The 18,476-nt window shown below is 49.0% G+C and carries 17 protein-coding genes; 12 read left to right on the top strand and 5 right to left on the bottom strand.

What is annotated here, in order from left to right:
- Window positions 1-12: 12 nt before the first annotated feature.
- From B160_RS0106815 to B160_RS0106805, 3 genes are all read right to left on the bottom strand, one after another.
- Window positions 13-2,886: an alpha/beta hydrolase family protein gene (locus B160_RS0106815; RefSeq protein WP_018627147.1), complete on the bottom strand. Its 2,874-nt coding sequence runs from the start codon at window positions 2,884-2,886 to the stop codon at window positions 13-15.
- A gap of 146 nt (window positions 2,887-3,032) precedes the next feature.
- Window positions 3,033-3,659 carry an endonuclease III domain-containing protein gene (locus B160_RS0106810; protein WP_018627146.1) on the bottom strand — a complete coding sequence of 209 codons (627 nt, stop codon included), beginning with the start codon at window positions 3,657-3,659 and terminating at the stop codon, window positions 3,033-3,035.
- Window positions 3,660-3,740: 81 nt separating this feature from the next.
- Complete coding sequence (locus tag B160_RS0106805; protein WP_018627145.1) at window positions 3,741-5,204, bottom strand: patatin-like phospholipase family protein; 1,464 nt, start codon at window positions 5,202-5,204, stop codon at window positions 3,741-3,743.
- Between the two features lie 155 nt (window positions 5,205-5,359).
- On the opposite strand from B160_RS0106805, the gene B160_RS28565 reads away from it, so the two are divergent.
- Window positions 5,360-5,653, top strand: a complete 294-nt coding sequence (locus B160_RS28565) for a class I SAM-dependent methyltransferase (protein ID WP_018627144.1) — start codon at window positions 5,360-5,362, stop codon at window positions 5,651-5,653.
- 40 nt (window positions 5,654-5,693) lie between these two features.
- On the opposite strand, the gene B160_RS0106795 is transcribed toward B160_RS28565, so the two are convergent.
- The gene (locus tag B160_RS0106795) at window positions 5,694-7,538 is read right to left on the bottom strand and encodes a 2-oxoacid:acceptor oxidoreductase subunit alpha (RefSeq protein WP_018627143.1); all 1,845 of its coding nucleotides are present in this window, start codon (window positions 7,536-7,538) and stop codon (window positions 5,694-5,696) included.
- 396 nt (window positions 7,539-7,934) lie between these two features.
- A complete protein-coding gene (locus B160_RS0106785; protein ID WP_018627141.1) occupies window positions 7,935-8,315 on the bottom strand; it encodes a RidA family protein in 381 nt (126 codons plus the stop codon).
- 75 nt (window positions 8,316-8,390) lie between these two features.
- On the opposite strand from B160_RS0106785, the gene tsaB reads away from it, so the two are divergent.
- The 11 genes from tsaB (at window position 8,391) to argH (ending at window position 18,443) form a co-directional block, all read left to right on the top strand.
- Window positions 8,391-9,053, top strand: coding sequence for a tRNA (adenosine(37)-N6)-threonylcarbamoyltransferase complex dimerization subunit type 1 TsaB (gene tsaB, locus B160_RS0106780; RefSeq protein WP_018627140.1), 663 nt, complete (start codon window positions 8,391-8,393; stop codon window positions 9,051-9,053).
- A gap of 104 nt (window positions 9,054-9,157) precedes the next feature.
- Entirely contained in the window at window positions 9,158-9,496 is a 339-nt protein-coding gene (locus B160_RS0106775; protein ID WP_051107132.1) for an ArsR/SmtB family transcription factor, read from the top strand.
- A 98-nt stretch (window positions 9,497-9,594) separates the two neighbouring features.
- A complete protein-coding gene (locus B160_RS0106770) occupies window positions 9,595-10,242 on the top strand; it encodes a rhodanese-like domain-containing protein (protein WP_018627138.1) in 648 nt (215 codons plus the stop codon).
- A 143-nt stretch (window positions 10,243-10,385) separates the two neighbouring features.
- Window positions 10,386-11,534, top strand: coding sequence for an aspartate aminotransferase family protein (locus B160_RS0106760; protein WP_018627136.1), 1,149 nt, complete (start codon window positions 10,386-10,388; stop codon window positions 11,532-11,534).
- Window positions 11,535-11,711: 177 nt separating this feature from the next.
- Window positions 11,712-11,867, top strand: coding sequence for a hypothetical protein (locus B160_RS32085; protein ID WP_211218056.1), 156 nt, complete (start codon window positions 11,712-11,714; stop codon window positions 11,865-11,867).
- A gap of 148 nt (window positions 11,868-12,015) precedes the next feature.
- On the top strand, window positions 12,016-12,999 hold the full coding sequence (locus tag B160_RS0106750) for a Rossmann-fold NAD(P)-binding domain-containing protein (protein ID WP_018627134.1): 984 nt from the start codon (window positions 12,016-12,018) through the stop codon (window positions 12,997-12,999).
- Window positions 13,000-13,055: 56 nt separating this feature from the next.
- On the top strand, window positions 13,056-13,403 hold the full coding sequence (locus tag B160_RS0106745) for a DUF1016 N-terminal domain-containing protein (protein WP_018627133.1): 348 nt from the start codon (window positions 13,056-13,058) through the stop codon (window positions 13,401-13,403).
- The gene (gene argB, locus B160_RS0106740; protein ID WP_018627131.1) at window positions 13,400-14,239 is read left to right on the top strand and encodes an acetylglutamate kinase; all 840 of its coding nucleotides are present in this window, start codon (window positions 13,400-13,402) and stop codon (window positions 14,237-14,239) included. Before B160_RS0106745 ends, argB begins: the two co-directional genes overlap by 4 nt.
- Window positions 14,240-14,267: 28 nt before the next feature.
- The gene (locus B160_RS0106735; protein WP_018627129.1) at window positions 14,268-15,332 is read left to right on the top strand and encodes a M20 family metallo-hydrolase; all 1,065 of its coding nucleotides are present in this window, start codon (window positions 14,268-14,270) and stop codon (window positions 15,330-15,332) included.
- Between the two features lie 89 nt (window positions 15,333-15,421).
- Window positions 15,422-17,014: a DUF4419 domain-containing protein gene (locus B160_RS0106730; RefSeq protein WP_018627128.1), complete on the top strand. Its 1,593-nt coding sequence runs from the start codon at window positions 15,422-15,424 to the stop codon at window positions 17,012-17,014.
- Between the two features lie 73 nt (window positions 17,015-17,087).
- Entirely contained in the window at window positions 17,088-18,443 is a 1,356-nt protein-coding gene (gene argH / locus B160_RS0106725; RefSeq protein ID WP_018627127.1) for an argininosuccinate lyase, read from the top strand.
- Window positions 18,444-18,476 lie beyond the last annotated feature (33 nt).

The following is an 18,476-nucleotide window of genomic DNA, read 5'->3' as shown; positions in this document are numbered from 1 at the left end:
ATAACTGAAACATTATTCCTCCAGGCCCCAATCGATGCCCTTTTCTACAGCAGGTACGCCTTCTGTAATCCACCGCACCGGTCTGGCGCCTTTGAGCAACCAGTCAAAGAACTGTTGCTCGCGGATGGAAATATCTTTCCGGTTTTTTCGCTGCACCAGGTTGTGCTCTTCGCCATTGTAATTCAGCATCCATACGGGTTTTCCCAGGCGGCGCATACCTGTAAACAATTCGATGCCCTGGTACCAGGGCACTGCCCCGTCGTTGTCGTTGGCCATGATCACCAGCGGTGTGGTCACGTTGGGCAGGTGGAACAGGGGTGAGTTCTCAATGTACAGCTCCGGTCTTTCCCAAAGTGTAGCGCCAATGCGGCTTTGTGTCCGTTCATACTGAAACTGCCTGTTGAGCCCTCCTTTCCAGCGGATGCCGCCGTAGGCGCTGGTCATATTGGCTACGGGGGCTCCCGCCCAAGCCGCCGCAAACAGGGGTGTCATGGTGATCAACTGTGCCACCTGTATGCCGCCCCAGCTTTGTCCCTGGATGCCCATATGCGCCGCATCTATCCAGGGGAGTCCTGCCAGGCTTTTTGCGCCACTTACAATGTAATCATAAGCACTTTTTGCCGGATGGCCGATGGTATAGACAATATCGGGCGTGAGCACCACATAACCACGGCTCACAAAAAAGGAGATATTTAACCGGCTGGGCGTAGGTACAGGGGGAATATACCGGTACAGGTTGTCAGAGAGCTTTTCGTAAAAATACAGGATCACCGGGTATTTCCGGGTGCTGTCAAAGTCCTCGGGCTTATAAAGGATGCCCGTAGCCGGCTCATTCCCGAAAGTGTTCCAGTGATACAGGGCTGCCGTACCCCAGTTATACCCCAACTGCTGCGAGTTCGTGGCAGAAAGCCGCTGCTCTTTTCCGCCGCGGTAGCTATACATATCCGGGGAGTGCGTATAGCTCTCTTTTGTGTAAGCATACACCGGAGCATCCTTCGCTTTTGTTATATGATCATAATAAAAAGGCTGGTCATAAAAATGCGCCGGTGTAAAAAAGGAGGTATCGATCCGGTCATCCTCAAGAATGGCCAGACCTGCCTTTTTACTGAAGTTATTAAAGACCCGCAAAAGGCTCTTACAGCCTTTTTTGAGGTACCGTTCTTCCGGATCTGTGGAAATATACCGGTAGGTTACCCCGTTCTTCCGCCCTTGTCTGGTAAGATTGACCGGCCGCATTTTTCCTGCAGGATCCACCCGCCAAATGTCATAGCGGTCATAGATCAGCACATACCGGTCGCCCTCTGTCCATCCCATTACGCCATAAGGCGCAGGGTCATCCGGCACGTCGTTTTCCTCGTCATACAGGGCCGTTGGTATGGCGCCGGTAATGGCACGCGTGCCGGTGCCGTCAAATGTAAAATAACCCTTTTTTTTACTGTCGTACCAAAGCACATATTTTCCTGAAGGGGCGCACCAGGAACCGCCCGTTTGCCCTTCCAGGTCTTTGATCACCGGCAGGTAACGGCCATCGCTGATGTCTATTTTATAAACATCTTTTTTTGTCCGGCCCGTCCACTGGGCGGCAACACGCCGGCCTGTATCTGTAACCGCTATAAAATAACGGCCATCGCTCTCCGGTGCTTCATATACAAAAGGCAGGTCTTTGCTGCCCACCTGTGTCATCCTGTTTTGGTCAATATCATAAACGGCCAGATAGCTTCTTTCCCGGTCCCTTTTCTGATTTTCCAGCTGGTAAGGCTGAAGATAATCGTCTCTATAGTTCCATATATCTATATTTACCTTGTCTATTTCCGCCACGGAAGTATCCTTTGGAGCGCTTACAGGCACCGTTCCAAAAAGCAGCCGGCGCCCCGACTCACTAAAACGCAACGAACCGGATGCGCTTACCGTACTTCCTGCCGGCATGTTTTCCGTAAGGGTATCTGCCAGTACTTTTGCCTCGTTCATACCTTCTTTGAAATACCACAATTTATAAAACCGGAGCAGGGCTCCGGGCTTCGCATCCCTTTCTGCAATAAAGGCTGCCCGGGTTCCGTCATCCGACAAAACAAGATCTTTGAAATCATTGCCGCCCCGGATAAGTGTATCCGCAGTTTTTGTTTTTAAATGATAGAGAACTACCCGTGCCGAACCGGCGGTATCTTTCAGGTTGAGGGTTTGGCACATCAATAGCTGGCTGCCTTTTTTGTTGAACACGTACTCGCTGACATTGAAAAAGTAGTGCCGCTCTCCCGTAGCCGTATTCATCAGCAGCAGGCGGTTATTTTTTCCATGATCGGTAATACTGTCTTTGTTAGCCGCTCCTTTTAGCGGTTTGAGGGTGCTGATCACATACTGCAGGGAATCGATCACCTGTTGCAGGCTGTCTTTACTCTTGTCCGACTGGTAAGCCGGTCCGGGCCGCGGTTCATTTTTAAGCAACCCGGCAACCCACTCGTTCTGCTCCCCGGGTCCTTTATAAGAGAGCAGTCCGGGAAATTTCAGGACCCGGTCTTCGCCCAGGCGGACCAAAGCAAAGGAATCCTTTGGCATATCTGCAGCCTTTTTCTTTTTGATCTTCGCCTGCCGTATCTGTGTAAACAAGGGTTTTATCCTGAGAATCACCGTTTTTCCGTCTCCGGTAATACGGGCATCATATCCCCTCGGAACCATCTTTTTATACGAGTGGTCCGTGGCCTGTATCACCAGCCTGTCATCTCCTTCCTGTACATGGATATCGTACACTACCCATTTGCCGTCGCTGCTCATTACGGTTTTGCCCACAGATTCCCAGCTGTCATAAACAGAATGGTCCAGCGGTTTCTTCTGAGCAGCAGCACCGGAACAGGCTGCCCCGATAAGGACAGACAACATCAATTTCTTCATCAAGCCGTTTTTTGGAGGCTAAAGTATTATTAATTTACAGAAAAACCCTTTTTTGAAGCAGGTCATTAAAATCCCCAGGGGCCGGTTTTCCGCCCTGAACCCGTTTTAAGGAAGGCCTTCACTCAATGGCTGGTAAGCAGGGGATATCAGTTGCTATTATAGAATTTGCAAACGGTTTTCATCAAGCACAGCGGGCATTTCGGGTTGGTTGGCCGGCAGAGCTCCCGCCCCAGGAAGGATATCGCCATTCCCGCATCCCAATCCTTTTGAGGCAGCGTGTCCATGATCTGTTTTTCTATTTTTTTGGGATCAGTGCCCGTAGCAATCCCAAGCCGGGGCGCTACCCTTACCACATGCAGGTCTACGATCACCCCTTCCGCCGGCATACCACTTTCCCTCAGGATCACGTTGGCAGATTTCCGGCCGATCCCTTTTAGGCCGGTCAATGCGTCCAGGTTCATCGGGATCGCAGTGTCCTTTTTTAAGGTCCGGGCGATCTCCGAAAGCCATTTGGCCTTATTGCCAAAATTGCGCACATCACTGATCTGCTCCGCAATAGCCGCTTCTGTGGCTTTGGAAAGCGCCGGCATGCCGGGAAAAGATTTAAAAAATGCAGGAGCGATCTGGTTAATATGTCGGTCGGAATCCTGGGCGGACAATACCACCATCACCAGCAACTGGTAGGGGGTTTTATAGTCAAGCGGATGTTTGGCGGACTGGTATTTCTTTAGAAGCGGTTGGATGGCCTTGGACCAATTTACAGGGGCGCTCATAAAATAAAATTTACATTGAAATTACGATTTTTTGAGTGACGATGGCATTGCGACCCGGGCTTTGATACAGGATCTGATTACTTACGGCTTTTCCGGTTTCTTTTCGATCGTAACCTGCATAATGCTCCGGTCCATTTTATATGCCTCCCAGTCAAAACTCAGCAGAAAGCGGGTTGCCGCCGCCGCGCCGCGTTCAAATAATGCCAGCTTTTCCTTGTCCGTAATAAAAAAATTCAGCCAGTTAAAGTCTGCGAGGGGTATCGTACCAATGCCCCGGGAATACATTTTATTTTTTAACTGGAAATCCTTGTCATAGTAATTCCGCACCGTGTTAAAGATCCGGGAAAAATACCCGGCCAGCGTCCATCCGGAAGCATTTTTGCCGGCGTCCCCCGGGCTGCTGTCGTTCAGGTCAATCCCAAAAACCGGAAGCCGGGGCACCACTATCTTCGGATTATAAAATATACTGATGGGAAAATTGGACAGGATCCCCCCATCTACAAAACGTGCTTCCACAGGCGGTTCTTTTTCGCCAAATGCCTCCATCCACGCTTTTTTTATTGTTTCATCCTCACGGGGTATTCCGTAAATAAAATAGGATTCAAAAAACAGCGGGATGGACATCGACGCGCGCACCAGGCCCGCGGGATGTAATGCATCCATCTGGTCGCCGGACCGGAAAAGATTGCACATTTTTGGAAATTCGACCTTATTTTCCGTGATCAATTCCGATGCAATGACCGTCACATCCGGTGCCAGGCCATCCAGTCCATCGGGATGCTCCTGGCGCAAATGAAGCCCCGCAACCGGCTGACCGGCTTTGTTTCGAAAATCGGTCACATCGTTTACCCCGTTTTCCTTCATCAGCTGTTTCAGCCAGTCATAGAAAAAATCACCGGGATTGATCCCATATCCGCTGGATCGCAACCGCCTTAGCAGACGACGGACATACCAGGCCAGCGCGCCTAGCAACAGGGTTACTGCAAGCAGCACCACTACCAGTGTTTGCGTAAACTGCCGCATGGGCGTATTATGGGGAAGCAGCCATAGGCACACGAAGGTTGTTGCCAGCAATACTGCATAAAAGATACCAAGCCCGTTTGCCCACTTCTTCAGCTTTCCTAAAAAACCGCTCCTGGTTATAAATTTTTTGATCAGCCACCGGGCCGCGGGATGGCCGTCCACCAGGTCAAAGAAATTGAGCTGCGTGATCGCTTCCAGGATCCTTGCCGATTTCTCCTCTTCCTTTTTTCCAACAATTGCCAACAGGGCCGTATTGATCGCCCCCGCACTGGTCCCGGCCAGCCGCATAAAGCGGATGCCCATCTGTTCCAGCACATAGGTATAGCCTACCAGGGCCACCCCCAGCACGCCCCCGCCCTTCTGAACAAGGTTTACATATTGATGGCCTTCTTCATCCAGTGTGTCTGAAAGCACCAGCTTTTCTCCGTTCTCACCAAACACAGATTTCAGTTTTTCCAGTTGGGCCAGCACTTCCGGGCTTTGAAGAAAATCATTTACTGTTAATTTTTTAGAGGCAGGCATCTTTCTGATTTTAGAGCCAATGAATCCTCTATAAAGGTAGCGGATGTAACCCGTTTTATCTTAAAATCGCTATTTTCGGGGATGGGTCCCCCCTCTGTAATGGGCTCCGTCAATGGTCTCTTTCACGGTCTGATTTTTTTATAAAACACAAGGATATGGACCTTTCTCCCCGTTTGGCTGCAATTGTAAAAGCCCTGCCGCTTTGGGAAGGCATCCGTGTACTGGAGATCGGGTGCGGGCCCGGTGCCTCCGCCCGGGAAACAGCGAAACGGATCGGAAACGGTTATATTCTCGGAATTGACCGTTCTTCAAAAGCCATCCGGCTGGCCCTGGAGTCTGCACCGGTTGAAATAGCGTCAGGGAAACTTAGTTTTCAGCAAATTGCCATTGAAGATTTTGAGCTGCCGGCAGGAGTTCCGTTATTTGACCTTGCTTTTGCCGGGCGCTGACGATCCGGAGGGAACCGGCCCGGAAAGCCGGTATTCCTTCTTACAAATAGTTTCCGATCTCTTCGATCAGCTCCTGCTTGGTAATGGGCACACCCATAATTTTATGATAGCCTTTTGCATCGATCAGGTACTGATCGCGGATGATCTTTATCAGCTGGCCATTGTTGATCTCGGGGATCAGCACGGTCTTGAAGCGCCGCAGCAATTCGCCCAGGTTTTTGGGAAAAGGACGCAAGTGACGCAAATGTGCGTGGCTTACCGACTTTCCCTGTGCCTGTAATTCCAGAACGGCGGACTTGATCACACCATAGGTAGACCCCCACCCCAGCACCAGCACATCCCCCTCTGCCCTGCCGGTGTCAATTTTCTGTTCCGGAATGAACTCCGCGATCTTATCTACTTTTTCCTGGCGGATCTTCACCATTTGCTGGTGATTCGCCGGGTCATAACTGATATTTCCCGTAATATTTTGCTTTTCGATACCCCCAATACGGTGCTCCAGTCCTTTTGTACCGGGCACAACCCAGGGGCGTACCCCGTTTTCATCCCGGACGTAGGGCTGGAATTTATCTTCATGATGCCCCAGCTCCTTTTTAAATTTCACATGGATCGGGTGCAGCGATTCTTCTGTCGGAAACTTCCAGGGTTCTGCGCCATTGGCAATATACCCGTCGCTTAAAAAGATCACCGGCACCATATGCTGCACACTGATCTTTGCCGCTTCATAAACCGCGTCAAAACAGTCTGCCGGCGACGAAGCCGCGATCACCGGCATAGGGCACTCCCCGTTACGCCCGTAATACGCCTGGAGCAGGTCCGATTGCTCCGTTTTGGTAGGAAGTCCTGTGGAGGGGCCTCCGCGCTGCACGTCGATGATGAGTAAGGGGATCTCGAGCATTACGGCCAGACCCATGGCTTCTGTTTTCAGCGCCATTCCCGGTCCGGATGTGGTGGTAACCCCCAACGCGCCGCCGTAAGAGGCTCCGATCGCCGCGCTGATGGCCGCTATTTCATCCTCAGCCTGGTAGGTACGGATGCCAAAATTCTTATGCCGGCTCAGTTCATGTAAAATATCCGACGCGGGCGTAATCGGATACGAGCCCAAAAACATGGGTAAGCCGCTTTTTTGAGAAGCCGCGATCAGACCCAGGGCCAACGCCTGGTTTCCCATAATGGAACGGTAGGTTCCGGGCTCCATGCGTGCTTTTTCTACTTTATACGTAGTGGTAAAGGTTTCTGTGGTTTCACCATAGTGATAGCCGGCCTGCAATACTTTTATGTTGCTTTCCAGTATCTCCGGGCGCTTTTCAAATTTCTCTTTCAAAAAATCCACGGAGCTTTCCATATCCCGGCCGTACATCCAGTACAGGAATCCCAGCACAAACATATTCTTGGCCCGGTCCTTTTCTTTGGTACCCATGGTGAATTCCTTCAGCGCCTCCCGGGTCATTTTGGTCACATCCATCTTAATGACCTCATAGCTTTGCAGACTGTCGTCCGCGATCGGGTTTTCGCCCTCCGGGTAGTTGGCCAGCCGCAGGTTCTTGGAATCGAAGCCATCGGTATTTACGATGATCTTTCCTCCTTTTTTCAGGGTGCCCAGGTTCGCCTTCAGCGCTGCAGCATTCATCGCTACTAAAACATCATAATTATCACCGGGCGTGTAAATACTGTCCGACGAAAAGCGCAGCTGGTAGCCGCTTACACCGGGCAGGGTGCCCTGTGGCGCCCGTATCTCTGCCGGAAAATCGGGGAACGTCGAAAGATCATTTCCTAATAAAGCCGTGTTATTGGTAAACTGTGTTCCGGTCAATTGCATGCCATCACCACTATCTCCTGCAAACTTGATGACTACATCCTGTAGCACCTCCTGATTTCGAACCATATCAAAAATTATTGGGACGCAAAGGTACAACAGTTTGCCCGGAGGTTCTACCACGAATTTGTAAAAATGACGGGCAGCGGTCAGCCATTAGGTTTCAGCAATCAGTGGTCAGCTATCAGAAATTTGAGCTCCGAGCCCCCGGAGAAAGATTTAAAAATGTGGAAATGAGCGTACAGCATGTATAAAGCCCGGCTTTTCATTTTTACTTTAAACCGCCTTAGGCCGGCAACGCCGTATTGCTTCCCCGCCTGCTGCTATAAACGGTCGCTCCTGTTGCGTGGTTACTCCGCAGCGCGCAGCAGCCTCCAGCTTTCAGCCTTCAGATGTTTCGCATCAAGTATAAAAAACGGGATCTAACATGAAACCAGGAACTTCAAACCTGAAACAAACCAGTGGTTACCGCACGGCGATCATGCTGATCTCCACATTTACAAACTTGGGGAGCGCCGCTACCTGAACGGTTTCACGGGCGGGGAAATCCGCTGTAAAATATTGACCGTAAACGCTGTTGATCTCGGCAAAGCGGTTCATATCCGTAATAAAGATGGTCGATTTCACCACATGAGAAAAGTTCAGCCCTGCTTCCCCTAAAATGGCTTCCAGGTTGCGCATGCATTGGTGTGTTTCCTCCTCAAGGCTTTTATTATTCAGCTCACCGGTCTGTGGATCAATGCATACCTGCCCGGAAATATACAGGGTGTCACCCGCCAGCACAGCCTGGTTGTATGGCCCAATGGGAGCCGGGGCTTTGTCTGTTGTTACGATTTTCTTCTCCATTTTTGAATATTTTGAGAACGAATATAGTTTTAATGGAGTGCATGCACAAAAAGCAGTTTGTGTTACTTTTGTGGAATGGCGTTGTTTTTAAATATCGATACCGCAGTGGATTATGCATCGGTTTGCATATCGGAAAACGACAAAACCATAGCCTATACGGAAACCCCTACCACTACCGCCCATGCCTCCTGGATCAATGACGCCATCCGTGAACTCTTTACCTCAAACCAGTTATCAATGAATCATTTAGACGCTGTTGCAGTTAGTAACGGCCCCGGGTCTTATACAGGGCTGCGGATCGGCCTTGCAACCGCAAAGGGATTGTGCTTTGCCCTCCGCAAGCCGCTTATTTGCCTGAGCACGCTTGAGATCATGGCCCACTCCGTAAAAGAGCAGGCGGCGGATCTGATCTGCCCGGTTATTGATGCGCGCAGGATGGAAATCTATACCGCGGTATATCAAAAAGATTTAACAACTGTCCGCCCCCCGAAGGCGCTGGTCGCAGACGGGCAAAGTTTCCAGGACCTGCTGGCGGATCACCGGATGCTATTTACCGGAAATGCCATCCGAAAGCTGCAGCCGGTTATAAAACACTCTAACGCAGCCTTTAATACCACCCGCTACAACGCGGCGAACATGCCCTATTTAACGATTAAGCACTTCAGGCAAAACCAGTTCGCCGATCTTTCCTATACCGAGCCTTTCTATTTAAAAGCTGTACATTTTAACAAAAATTAAATTAGGGAAATTTATATACGTTTTTGGCCCCTGCAAATATCAAATAATTTAAATGGATGTATACCTTTGTTGGCCATTCAAATAAACTCTATTTATACAGAACAATGAGCAATTACCAGATTTCTTTTACGTTAAAAAAAGAAAACAGTAGCCACATCACTGTTGACACTCTCAATGTAAAAAAAGCCGCCTTGATCCTGAGAGCCTTTAACCACAAATTGAGACAGCAAATTCTGAAGCTGATCGACACCCAGGACAAAATCACCGTCACTGAGATTTACGTAAAATTACGTATTGAGCAGTCGGTTGCCTCACAACACCTTGCCATCCTGCGTAAGGCTGAATTTGTAAACACAGAGCGCGACGGAAAATTTATTTACTACACGGTAAATACCGATCGCATGAAGGAATTAAACCGCTTTGTGTCTGATCTCCTTGGTTAACACATAAGGACTTTTAAGATCTTTCAGAAGTACCCCTTTTTATAAGAGTGGTACTTTTTTTTTACCCATAACTTTGCTCATCTAAACAACATGTATAAATGAAGACTTTAGCGCTGAATGATTTTTTACAGACCGCCGGAAAAGGTCCGGTGATCCTGGACACAAGAGCCACTGAACTGTTTAAAGCGGGCTTTATTCCCGGAAGCATCCATGTGCCTTTTGGTGCAAAACAATTTGAAGAGTGGGTCACCGCTATCCTGGAAAAGAGCACACCGGTTTTACTGGTAGCGGAACAGGATACTGCAATGGGGGCGGCTACCGGCCTGGAGCGGCTTGGCTATACCGTAGAAGGAACCCTGGAGGGCGGCTTTGAAACCTACCGCAATTCCGGCGCTCCTTCCGACATGATCATCGATGTAGAAACAGACGAACTGATGATGGACATTCCTTTTGATGAGCACCTGATCGTAATGGATGTCCGCAAACCGATCGAGTTTGCAGAAGGCCATCTTAAAGATGCGGTTAACCTGCCATTGAGTGAGCTGAACGATCCCCTGCGCATTGCCGCCATTGAGGATAAGGACAATCTATACCTGCACTGTGGCGGTGGCACGCGTAGCGTTATCGCCGCATCCGTTCTGAAAAGACAGGGATTGCACAACCTGCGGAATGTGGCCGGGGGATGGAAGAAGATCAAGGAAGAACCCCGGGCGGAAATTGTAAAAGAACCAGGAATGCTGAATTAGATCATGACAAATGGTTCATGGATCACAGAAAATCCGTTATGGGCCGGTCCTGAACAATTCGCCCTGCACTATGAACAATTTTACTTATTTTTATAGCCTCGATTGCCTGGTTACAGGCATATTTTTTTTAAACCAACGGTATAATGAATTTATTTGATGTTTACCCCCTGAACGATGTTACCATTGTAAAAGCAAAAGGGTCTTATGTTTGGGATGACCAGGGCAATCAATACCTGGACCTCTATGGCGGCCATGCTGTGATCAGTATCGGACATACACATCCCCATTGGGTAAAACGAATTGAGGAGCAGCTTGAAAAGATCGCATTTTATTCCAATTCGATCCGGATACCGCTGCAGCAGGAACTGGCAAAAAAGCTGGGCGAGGTTTCCGGCAAAGAGGATTATCAGCTTTTTCTCTGCAATTCCGGAGCCGAAGCCAATGAGAACGCACTGAAACTGGCTTCTTTTTATAACGGGCGAAAAAAGATCATTGCTTTTAATAAAGCCTTCCACGGCAGAACTTCCCTGGCCGTGGCTGCCACGGATAATAAAAATATCGTGGCGCCCGTAAATGAAACCGACAACGTGGTCTTTTTGCCCTTTAATGATGAAGAGGCCCTCGAAGCCTATTTTGACAAGCACGGGAAAGATGTGTCTTCCGTGATCCTTGAGGGCATCCAGGGCGTAGGCGGTATCAATGTGGCGAGTGAATCATTTTTAAAACTGATCCGGGCGCTCTGTACCAAATACGGCGCTCTTTATATTGCAGACAGCGTTCAATGCGGATATGGGCGCAGCGGAAAATTTTTCAGTCATGATTTTGCCGGTGTGAACGCCGATATCTATACCATGGCCAAAGGTATGGGGAACGGTTTCCCTGTGGCCGGGATCATCATTGCCCCGCATATACAGCCCAAACATTTTCAGCTGGGCACTACCTTTGGAGGAAATCACCTGGCCTGTGCGGCAGCGCTGGCGGTGCTGGAAGTGATCCGCGAAGAAAAACTGATGGGCAATGCCGTAATGGTAGGCAAATACCTGCGGGAAGAGCTGGCAACCATGCCGGAAATAAAGAATGTGAGAGGCCGTGGACTGATGATCGGCTTTGATGTTTCCGAAGAGCTGGGTCCATTAAAAAAGAACCTGCTGACCAATCATAAAATATTTACAGGAGAGGCCAAACCCAATGTGATCCGGCTGCTGCCATCATTGGCATTGAAGAAAAAAGATGCTGAGGAGTTTATTGAAGCTATAAAAGAGGAAATTGCGGCGCTGCATGCGGCGGTATAAAGTACCGGCATTTACCTGCTGCTGCAATCGTTGACCAGGCGCAGCACTTTCTCCATCACAGGCCGGACCGGCACTTGCGGGCTTTTTACCTTATAAATACTTCAATAGGAAAAAAACCACCATCCAGATCTTTGAACAAAAACAGGTACGTTCCGCTTGGAATGAGGAACAGGAAAAATGGCATCTCCCATTGTTGATGTTATTGCCGTTTTAACGGAAAGTGTTGATGCAAATGCCTGTTGGCGCAAGCTAAAGCAGCGTTTAAAACAAGAAGGAAATGAAACCACGATCAATAGTCACAGTTTGAGAATGGTAACTATTGGAGTGGCTTAAAACTGTGGCGTTAAAAAATAGCACAAGGGGAAGGATGTCGCTGGAAATGCCCGCAAACAAATTGAAGCAAAAACCGGGAAGATGATCCTAGCAGGCGCTTCTGCGGGGAAACGTTCACAAAACAAAAAACAAGAACTGATACAGTAAAATGTCTCTTTTAAAAACAAAAAACTTTATAAGTGCCCACGATGTTACAGACATCAATGCACTGGTAGCAAAAGCGCTGGATTATAAAGCCAGTCCTTTTAAAGACAAAACCCTTGGTGCCGGAAAAAGGATCGGCTGCCTGTTTTTAAACCCCAGCATGCGTACCCGCTTAAGCACGCAGATAGCCGCGCAGAACCTGGGCATGGAGCCCATCATATTCAATGTGGGTTCAGAGGGATGGAAGCTGGAGTTTGAAGAAGAAGCCATCATGAGCGGCTCCACGTCGGAGCATGTAAAAGAAGCAGCCCCCATCATGGGTCAGTATTTCGATATCCTGGCGATCCGCACCTTTCCATCGCTGGCCAACAAAGAGGATGATTACAGCGAGCTGTACGTAAACCAGTTCATCAAATACTCCGGCATACCGGTGCTGAGCCTGGAAACCGCTACCCTGCACCCGCTGCAGAGCCTTACGGATGTGATCACCATTAAAGAAACATTTAAAGAAAAAAGAAAACCAAAGGTAGTACTTACCTGGGCTCCGCATGTAAAGCCGCTTCCCCAATGTGTAGCCAACAGCTTTTCGCAGTGGATGAACGCCTGGGGTGAGGTGGATTTTGTGGTTACCCATCCGGAAGATTATGAACTGGACCCGGCCTTTACCGGTAACGCCACGATCCTGCACGACCAGAATGCAGCGCTGAAAGATGCGGATTATGTATATGTAAAGAACTGGAGCACCTATACGGATTATGCCAAGATCTACAATAATGATCCTTCCTGGATGCTGACGCTGGACAAGCTTGCTGCTACCAATAATGCAAAAGTCATGCACTGTCTGCCCGTACGCAGAAATGTGGAATTAAGCGACGAGGTACTGGACAGCCCCCACAGCATTGTAACCCGGGAAGCCGGTAACCGTGTATGGGCAGCCCAGGCGGTATTGAGTGAGTTAATAGATCAACTGAATCCCGTTCACCATTAAGCCGGATACAACGCCGATATACTACAATTCGTATTAGTTGATATACGCCCCCCTGCATGAATAATTTCAAACAATTAATAACAGCCATTGAGCAAACGCACCAGCGCTTACAGGTACAGGCAGCAGGCGCTGTAAACCGGGCCCTGACCCTGCGGAACCGGCTCATTGTTTATTATATAGCAGCGTTTGAACCGAAGGGCCGGGAGCGCGCAAAATACGGAGAGCAGCTCCTGGGCAAAATTGCGGCGGCCGTTAAGAGCAATGGAATTCCGGTCACCAACCTCAAGCTATTCCGCCAGTTTTACCTGGTTTACCCGCAAGTAAGTCAGACACTGTCTGACCAATTCCAATCTCCTTATTTAATTGAGGACCATATCAAAGACGCGTTAAAAAGATTACAATGAGCAGGGAAGACAAGAAAGATACGTTAAACGAGGATCATATGCCTGTCCAACGCCCCCTCTTTATTATAAAGATCGGAGGCAATATTATCGACAATCCCGATGCGCTGGAAACCTTCCTGGCGGACTTCTCAAAAATAAACGCCGTGAAAATCCTCGTACACGGCGGCGGAAAGATCGCCACAAAGATCGGCACCCAGCTGGGCATCGGGTCAAAATATATAGATGGACGGCGGATCACTGATGATGCCGCCATCGACCTGGTAACTATGGTATACGGCGGATTGGCCAACAAAAAGATCGTAGCACAGTTACAGTCCCGGAGTACCAATGCCATCGGGCTCACGGGAGCAGATGCCAATATCATCCCCGCAAAAAAGCGGCCGGTGAAAGAGATCGATTACGGATGGGTGGGCGATGTGGAACCATCTGACATCAGACATCAGACCCTAAACTTCTTCCTCGAAAACGGTATTACACCGGTTTTTGCCCCGCTCACACATGATACCAACGGGCATATTTTAAATACCAATGCTGATACCATTGCCTCCTCCCTTGCGGTGGCATTGTCCGGAACCTTTAAGGTACGGCTCATTTACTGTTTTGAAAAAAAGGGCGTACTGGAAGATGTCAACGACAACAATTCGGTCATCAAAAAATTAAACCGGGAGTATTACCGGCAGCTTAAAGCAGAGAAGAAATTGTTCGAAGGCATTCTTCCAAAAATTGACAATGCCTTTGCAGCCATCGACGCCGGCGTATTCCAGGTGCTCATTGGCGACGCAGCGGACCTGATCCAAAACACCACAAACGATCACGAAGGAACATTGATTTATTAAACAGGCCCAAGGGCTATAATTTTATTTTATGCAGGAACAACTTTACCAGGAAGCAGTCACACTGTTAAAACAATTGATCGAAACCCCCAGTTTCAGTAAAGAAGAAGACCAGACTGCAGAACTGATCATTGCTTACCTGAACAAGTACCAGGTCCCAACCAAACGGCTGGGCAATAACATCATTGCTAAAAACAGGCATTTTGATGAAGCCAAACCAACCTTGTTACTGAATTCACATCATGATACGGTAAAGCCCAATCCCAAATACACCCTGGATCCGTTTAAGGCCATTGAAAAGGAAGAAAAACTGTACGGGCTGGGCAGCAATGATGCCGGCGGATGCCTGGTATCGCTGATCGCTACTTTTATCTACTACTACGAAAAAGAAAACCTCAGATACAATGTGATGCTGGTGGCCAGCGCAGAAGAAGAGATCTCTGGTTACAACGGCATTGAGGCGGCTGTAAACATCCTCCCTCCTATTGATTTTGCCATCGTAGGTGAGCCCACCAAACTGCAGATGGCAGTGGCGGAACGGGGACTGATGGTGCTGGACTGTACCGCGCACGGAAAGGCCGGGCATGCCGCACGGAATGAAGGCGACAACGCCATTATAAAAGCCATTAAGGACATCGAATGGTTCCATTCCTACCGGTTTGAAAAGGTATCGGACCTGCTGGGTGATAGCCGCATGACCTGTACCGTTATTGAAACCGAAAACAAACAGCACAATGTAGTGCCATCCTCCTGCAAGTATGTGGTGGATGTGCGGCTGAATGAATTGTACAGCTTTGAAGAGATCCTGGACGCCATCCGTCAGAACGTTTCCAGCGAGGTAAAACCCCGGTCTACCCGCCTCCGCTCTACCTCCATTTCGCTGGACCATCCGATCGTGCAGGCCGGCATTGCCATGGGAAAGACCACTTATGGGTCCCCTACTACATCCGACAAGGCGCTGATGCCCTTTCCGGGTCTGAAAATGGGCCCAGGCGATTCTGCCCGCAGTCATACGGCAGATGAATACATCTACCTGCATGAAATAGAAGGCGGCATTAAAGATTATATTGAGATCGTGGGAAGGGTAGTGATTTAGCCCGAAGCCGAACGTTTAACAAAACGCTAAAAAAATACAGCATTTTTATGCAATTCACCGGAATAACGCATCTTTAGAAAAAACTAACGATGCGTTATTTTTTATGGTATGCCTGCCTGATTGTAATAAGCGGCTGTCTGCATGCGCAAAAAGGAAATCCCTCGGGCAAAAAAAAGCCGGGCACATCGCAGCCGGCAACCCACCCGGGTATCACATTTGATATAGAAACACTTGAACCGCCTAAAGATCCTCTTCCGGAAATTGCCGGCGATCAGGTTTATAAAACTTTATTTTCAACAGATGCCCGGAAGCTTTCCCGGAAACCGGAGGCCCTCGTTACCCTCAACCAGCAATCCATTGTTGCCCGGTCTGTATTACCGGAACCACTGGTCCATTATGGATACCATTCTTTTTTTGACGGTGTGTACAGGGCCTATGCCGACCACCGCCCACTGGTGATTTCACCGGATATGATCTGGCTGCTGATCGCCCAGGGCTTTTCGCAACACATCAATAGCGACCCGGAAAAATACCGGAAATACTTTGTACAACACAAGGGAAAACTGACACTGATAGTACAAAATAATGCCATCCTCCTGGATAACCCCAATAGCCCCTGGGAGCAGGTGTTCCCGGAGTTCACGAAACAGATTGCTGCTCATACCGGACAGGAACTGATCCGTACGCTTACCTCCGGTTTTTCAACCACAACACCCGCATCCAGCATCGCCTCCCAGATAACCATTATGGATGCCCTGAAAAGCTACTTTGAATATGTTGTATTCCTGATCGGATGCGGCATCCCCCACGTTACGCTGGAAGGCAAGCCCGCCGACTGGGAGGCCATTTATAAAAAAGCGAACAGTCTTAAAAAATATGAACTAAACTGGTGGCTAAGGGAACTGGATCCCATTCTTACCCAATTTATAGCCACATCCAAAGGACAGGTGGACAAGGATTTCTGGCGCAACCTGTTTAAAGTGCATAAAGCCGGCAAACCCTATCAAAGCAATAAGATCGATGGATGGTTTGTAAAATTCTTCCCCTATACCAAGGACGGTAAAAGAAATGACCTGCAATCCTTAACCGGAAGCTCCAACCTGCCGGATGAAATTGTAAAAGTTCCGCTCCTTCATGTGTTTCAGAATACAGATGGTACTACGGTACAAACGCCGCTGGAGCTCTGGGCCGGTTTTATGGGGCTGCAGCAAAACAGCCGGGACTTTACATTAAAGCCTGAGATCGGCTGGATGATCAAAAAGAAAACGGGAGCGGAAAAAGAAATCCAAAGCGACCTGGAACGGCAATTATCCGGCCCTCAGCGCTCCGATTTTTTCCCAGTGGAGATACGCGTAACAACGATCCCCGACGTGATCCTGAACCTGAAAAGGATCAATAGCCTGGCGATAACCTTTACCGACAGCATCCGCGTACCGGAAGCCATGGGGGCCATTGACATTGAAAGGCTTGCCTTAAACGGAAAAATCTCAAATGCCGGAAAACAACGGTTAAAACAACTTTTGATCAATACCACCCTTCGGGTTAACGGGGAACTGATCAACCAGACGGCGGCAGACAAAGAACAGGAACGGGCCCAGAAAGAAGCGCTTGACAAAATCATCAACCAAAAGGCAAAACGCGGTCAGCCGGATCCCGACACCCGCATCAACGGGGGCCGATAATGATTTCACAAAAAAACTAGCATCACTCAAGATATATTGGCATCTTTGCAGATAAATCGTTTTTATTTGTAAGATGAAGCTTTGGAAAAAAAATACGGACTCCTTAAAAGAAGTAGAAACCTTTACTGTAGGTAGGGACCGCGAAATGGACCTGTACCTGGCCCCTTTTGACGTGTTGGGCTCACTGGCCCATATACAGATGCTGGAATCAGTGGGATTGCTGGAAAAAGAAGAACTGGCCGGATTACAAAAAGCATTAAGAACGATCTATGCCGACATCAAAAAAGGCGATTTTGAGCTGCACGATGATGTGGAAGACATCCACTCCCAGGTAGAGTTGTTGCTTACACAGCGCATTGGTGAGGCCGGAAAAAAGATCCACAGCGCCCGCAGCCGGAACGACCAGGTACTGGTAGACCTGAAACTGTTCCTGCGCAGCGAAATAGAACAAACCGTTAAGGCCGTTGTTCCCTTCTTTGAACTGTTACAGGCGCAAAGCGAAAAATATAAAGATTTCTTATTACCCGGTTATACGCACCTGCAGCTGGCCATGCCCTCCTCTTTTGGTCTTTGGTTTGGCGCTTACGCCGAAAGCCTGGTAGATGACCTCATCAGCCTGAAAGCAGCTTACGACATCATCAACAAAAACCCCCTGGGCTCGGCGGCAGGGTATGGCTCATCGTTTCCCATCAACCGGACACTCACTACAGAACTGCTGGGGTTTGCTGCCCTGAACTACAATGTAGTGTATGCACAAATGGGCCGTGGAAAAGCGGAGCGCGTGGTGGCCCAGGCACTCGCAAACATTGCAGATACCCTGGCACGCCTGAGCATGGATGCCACCCTGTACCTGAACCAGAATTTTGGTTTTATCAGCTTTCCCCCGGAGCTTACCACCGGCAGCAGCATTATGCCGCATAAAAAGAACCCGGATGTTTTTGAGCTGATCCGTTCGCATGGCAACCGCATAAAGGCATTACCCAATGAGATCACGCTGATGACCACCAATCTTCCATCGGGCTATCACCGCGATCTGCAATTGTTAAAAGAGCATCTGTTCCCGGCCTTTAAATCACTCAGGGATTGTATTGAAATGGCCGGATTGATGATCTCCAACATCGAAGTAAAACCAGACCTGCTAAAAGACGAGAAATATAAATACCTGTTCACCGTAGATCTCGTGAACCAGCTGGTGCTGGAAGGCGTTCCCTTCCGTGATGCCTACATACAGGTAGGAAGATCTGTGGAAGATGGCAGCTATGTGGTACCGCAACAAACCGGGATCAAAAATCCCCATGAAGGAAGCATCCAGAATTTATGCACACCGCAGATAAAACAGCTAATGGACCAAACGGTGGCTTCTTTTGACTTTGAAGCCGTGCACCAGGCCTTCCAGCGCTTGCTGAATGAAGCTGCTGACAGACATTAGCTGTCAGGCGTTAGACATCAGACAGGATCGGCT

This window comes from Niabella aurantiaca DSM 17617 (assembly GCF_000374125.1).
Classification (GTDB): Bacteria; Bacteroidota; Bacteroidia; order Chitinophagales; family Chitinophagaceae; genus Niabella; species Niabella aurantiaca.
The sequence above is the reverse complement of the archived record's forward strand: the minus strand, read 5'-3'. Positions and strand labels throughout refer to the sequence as shown.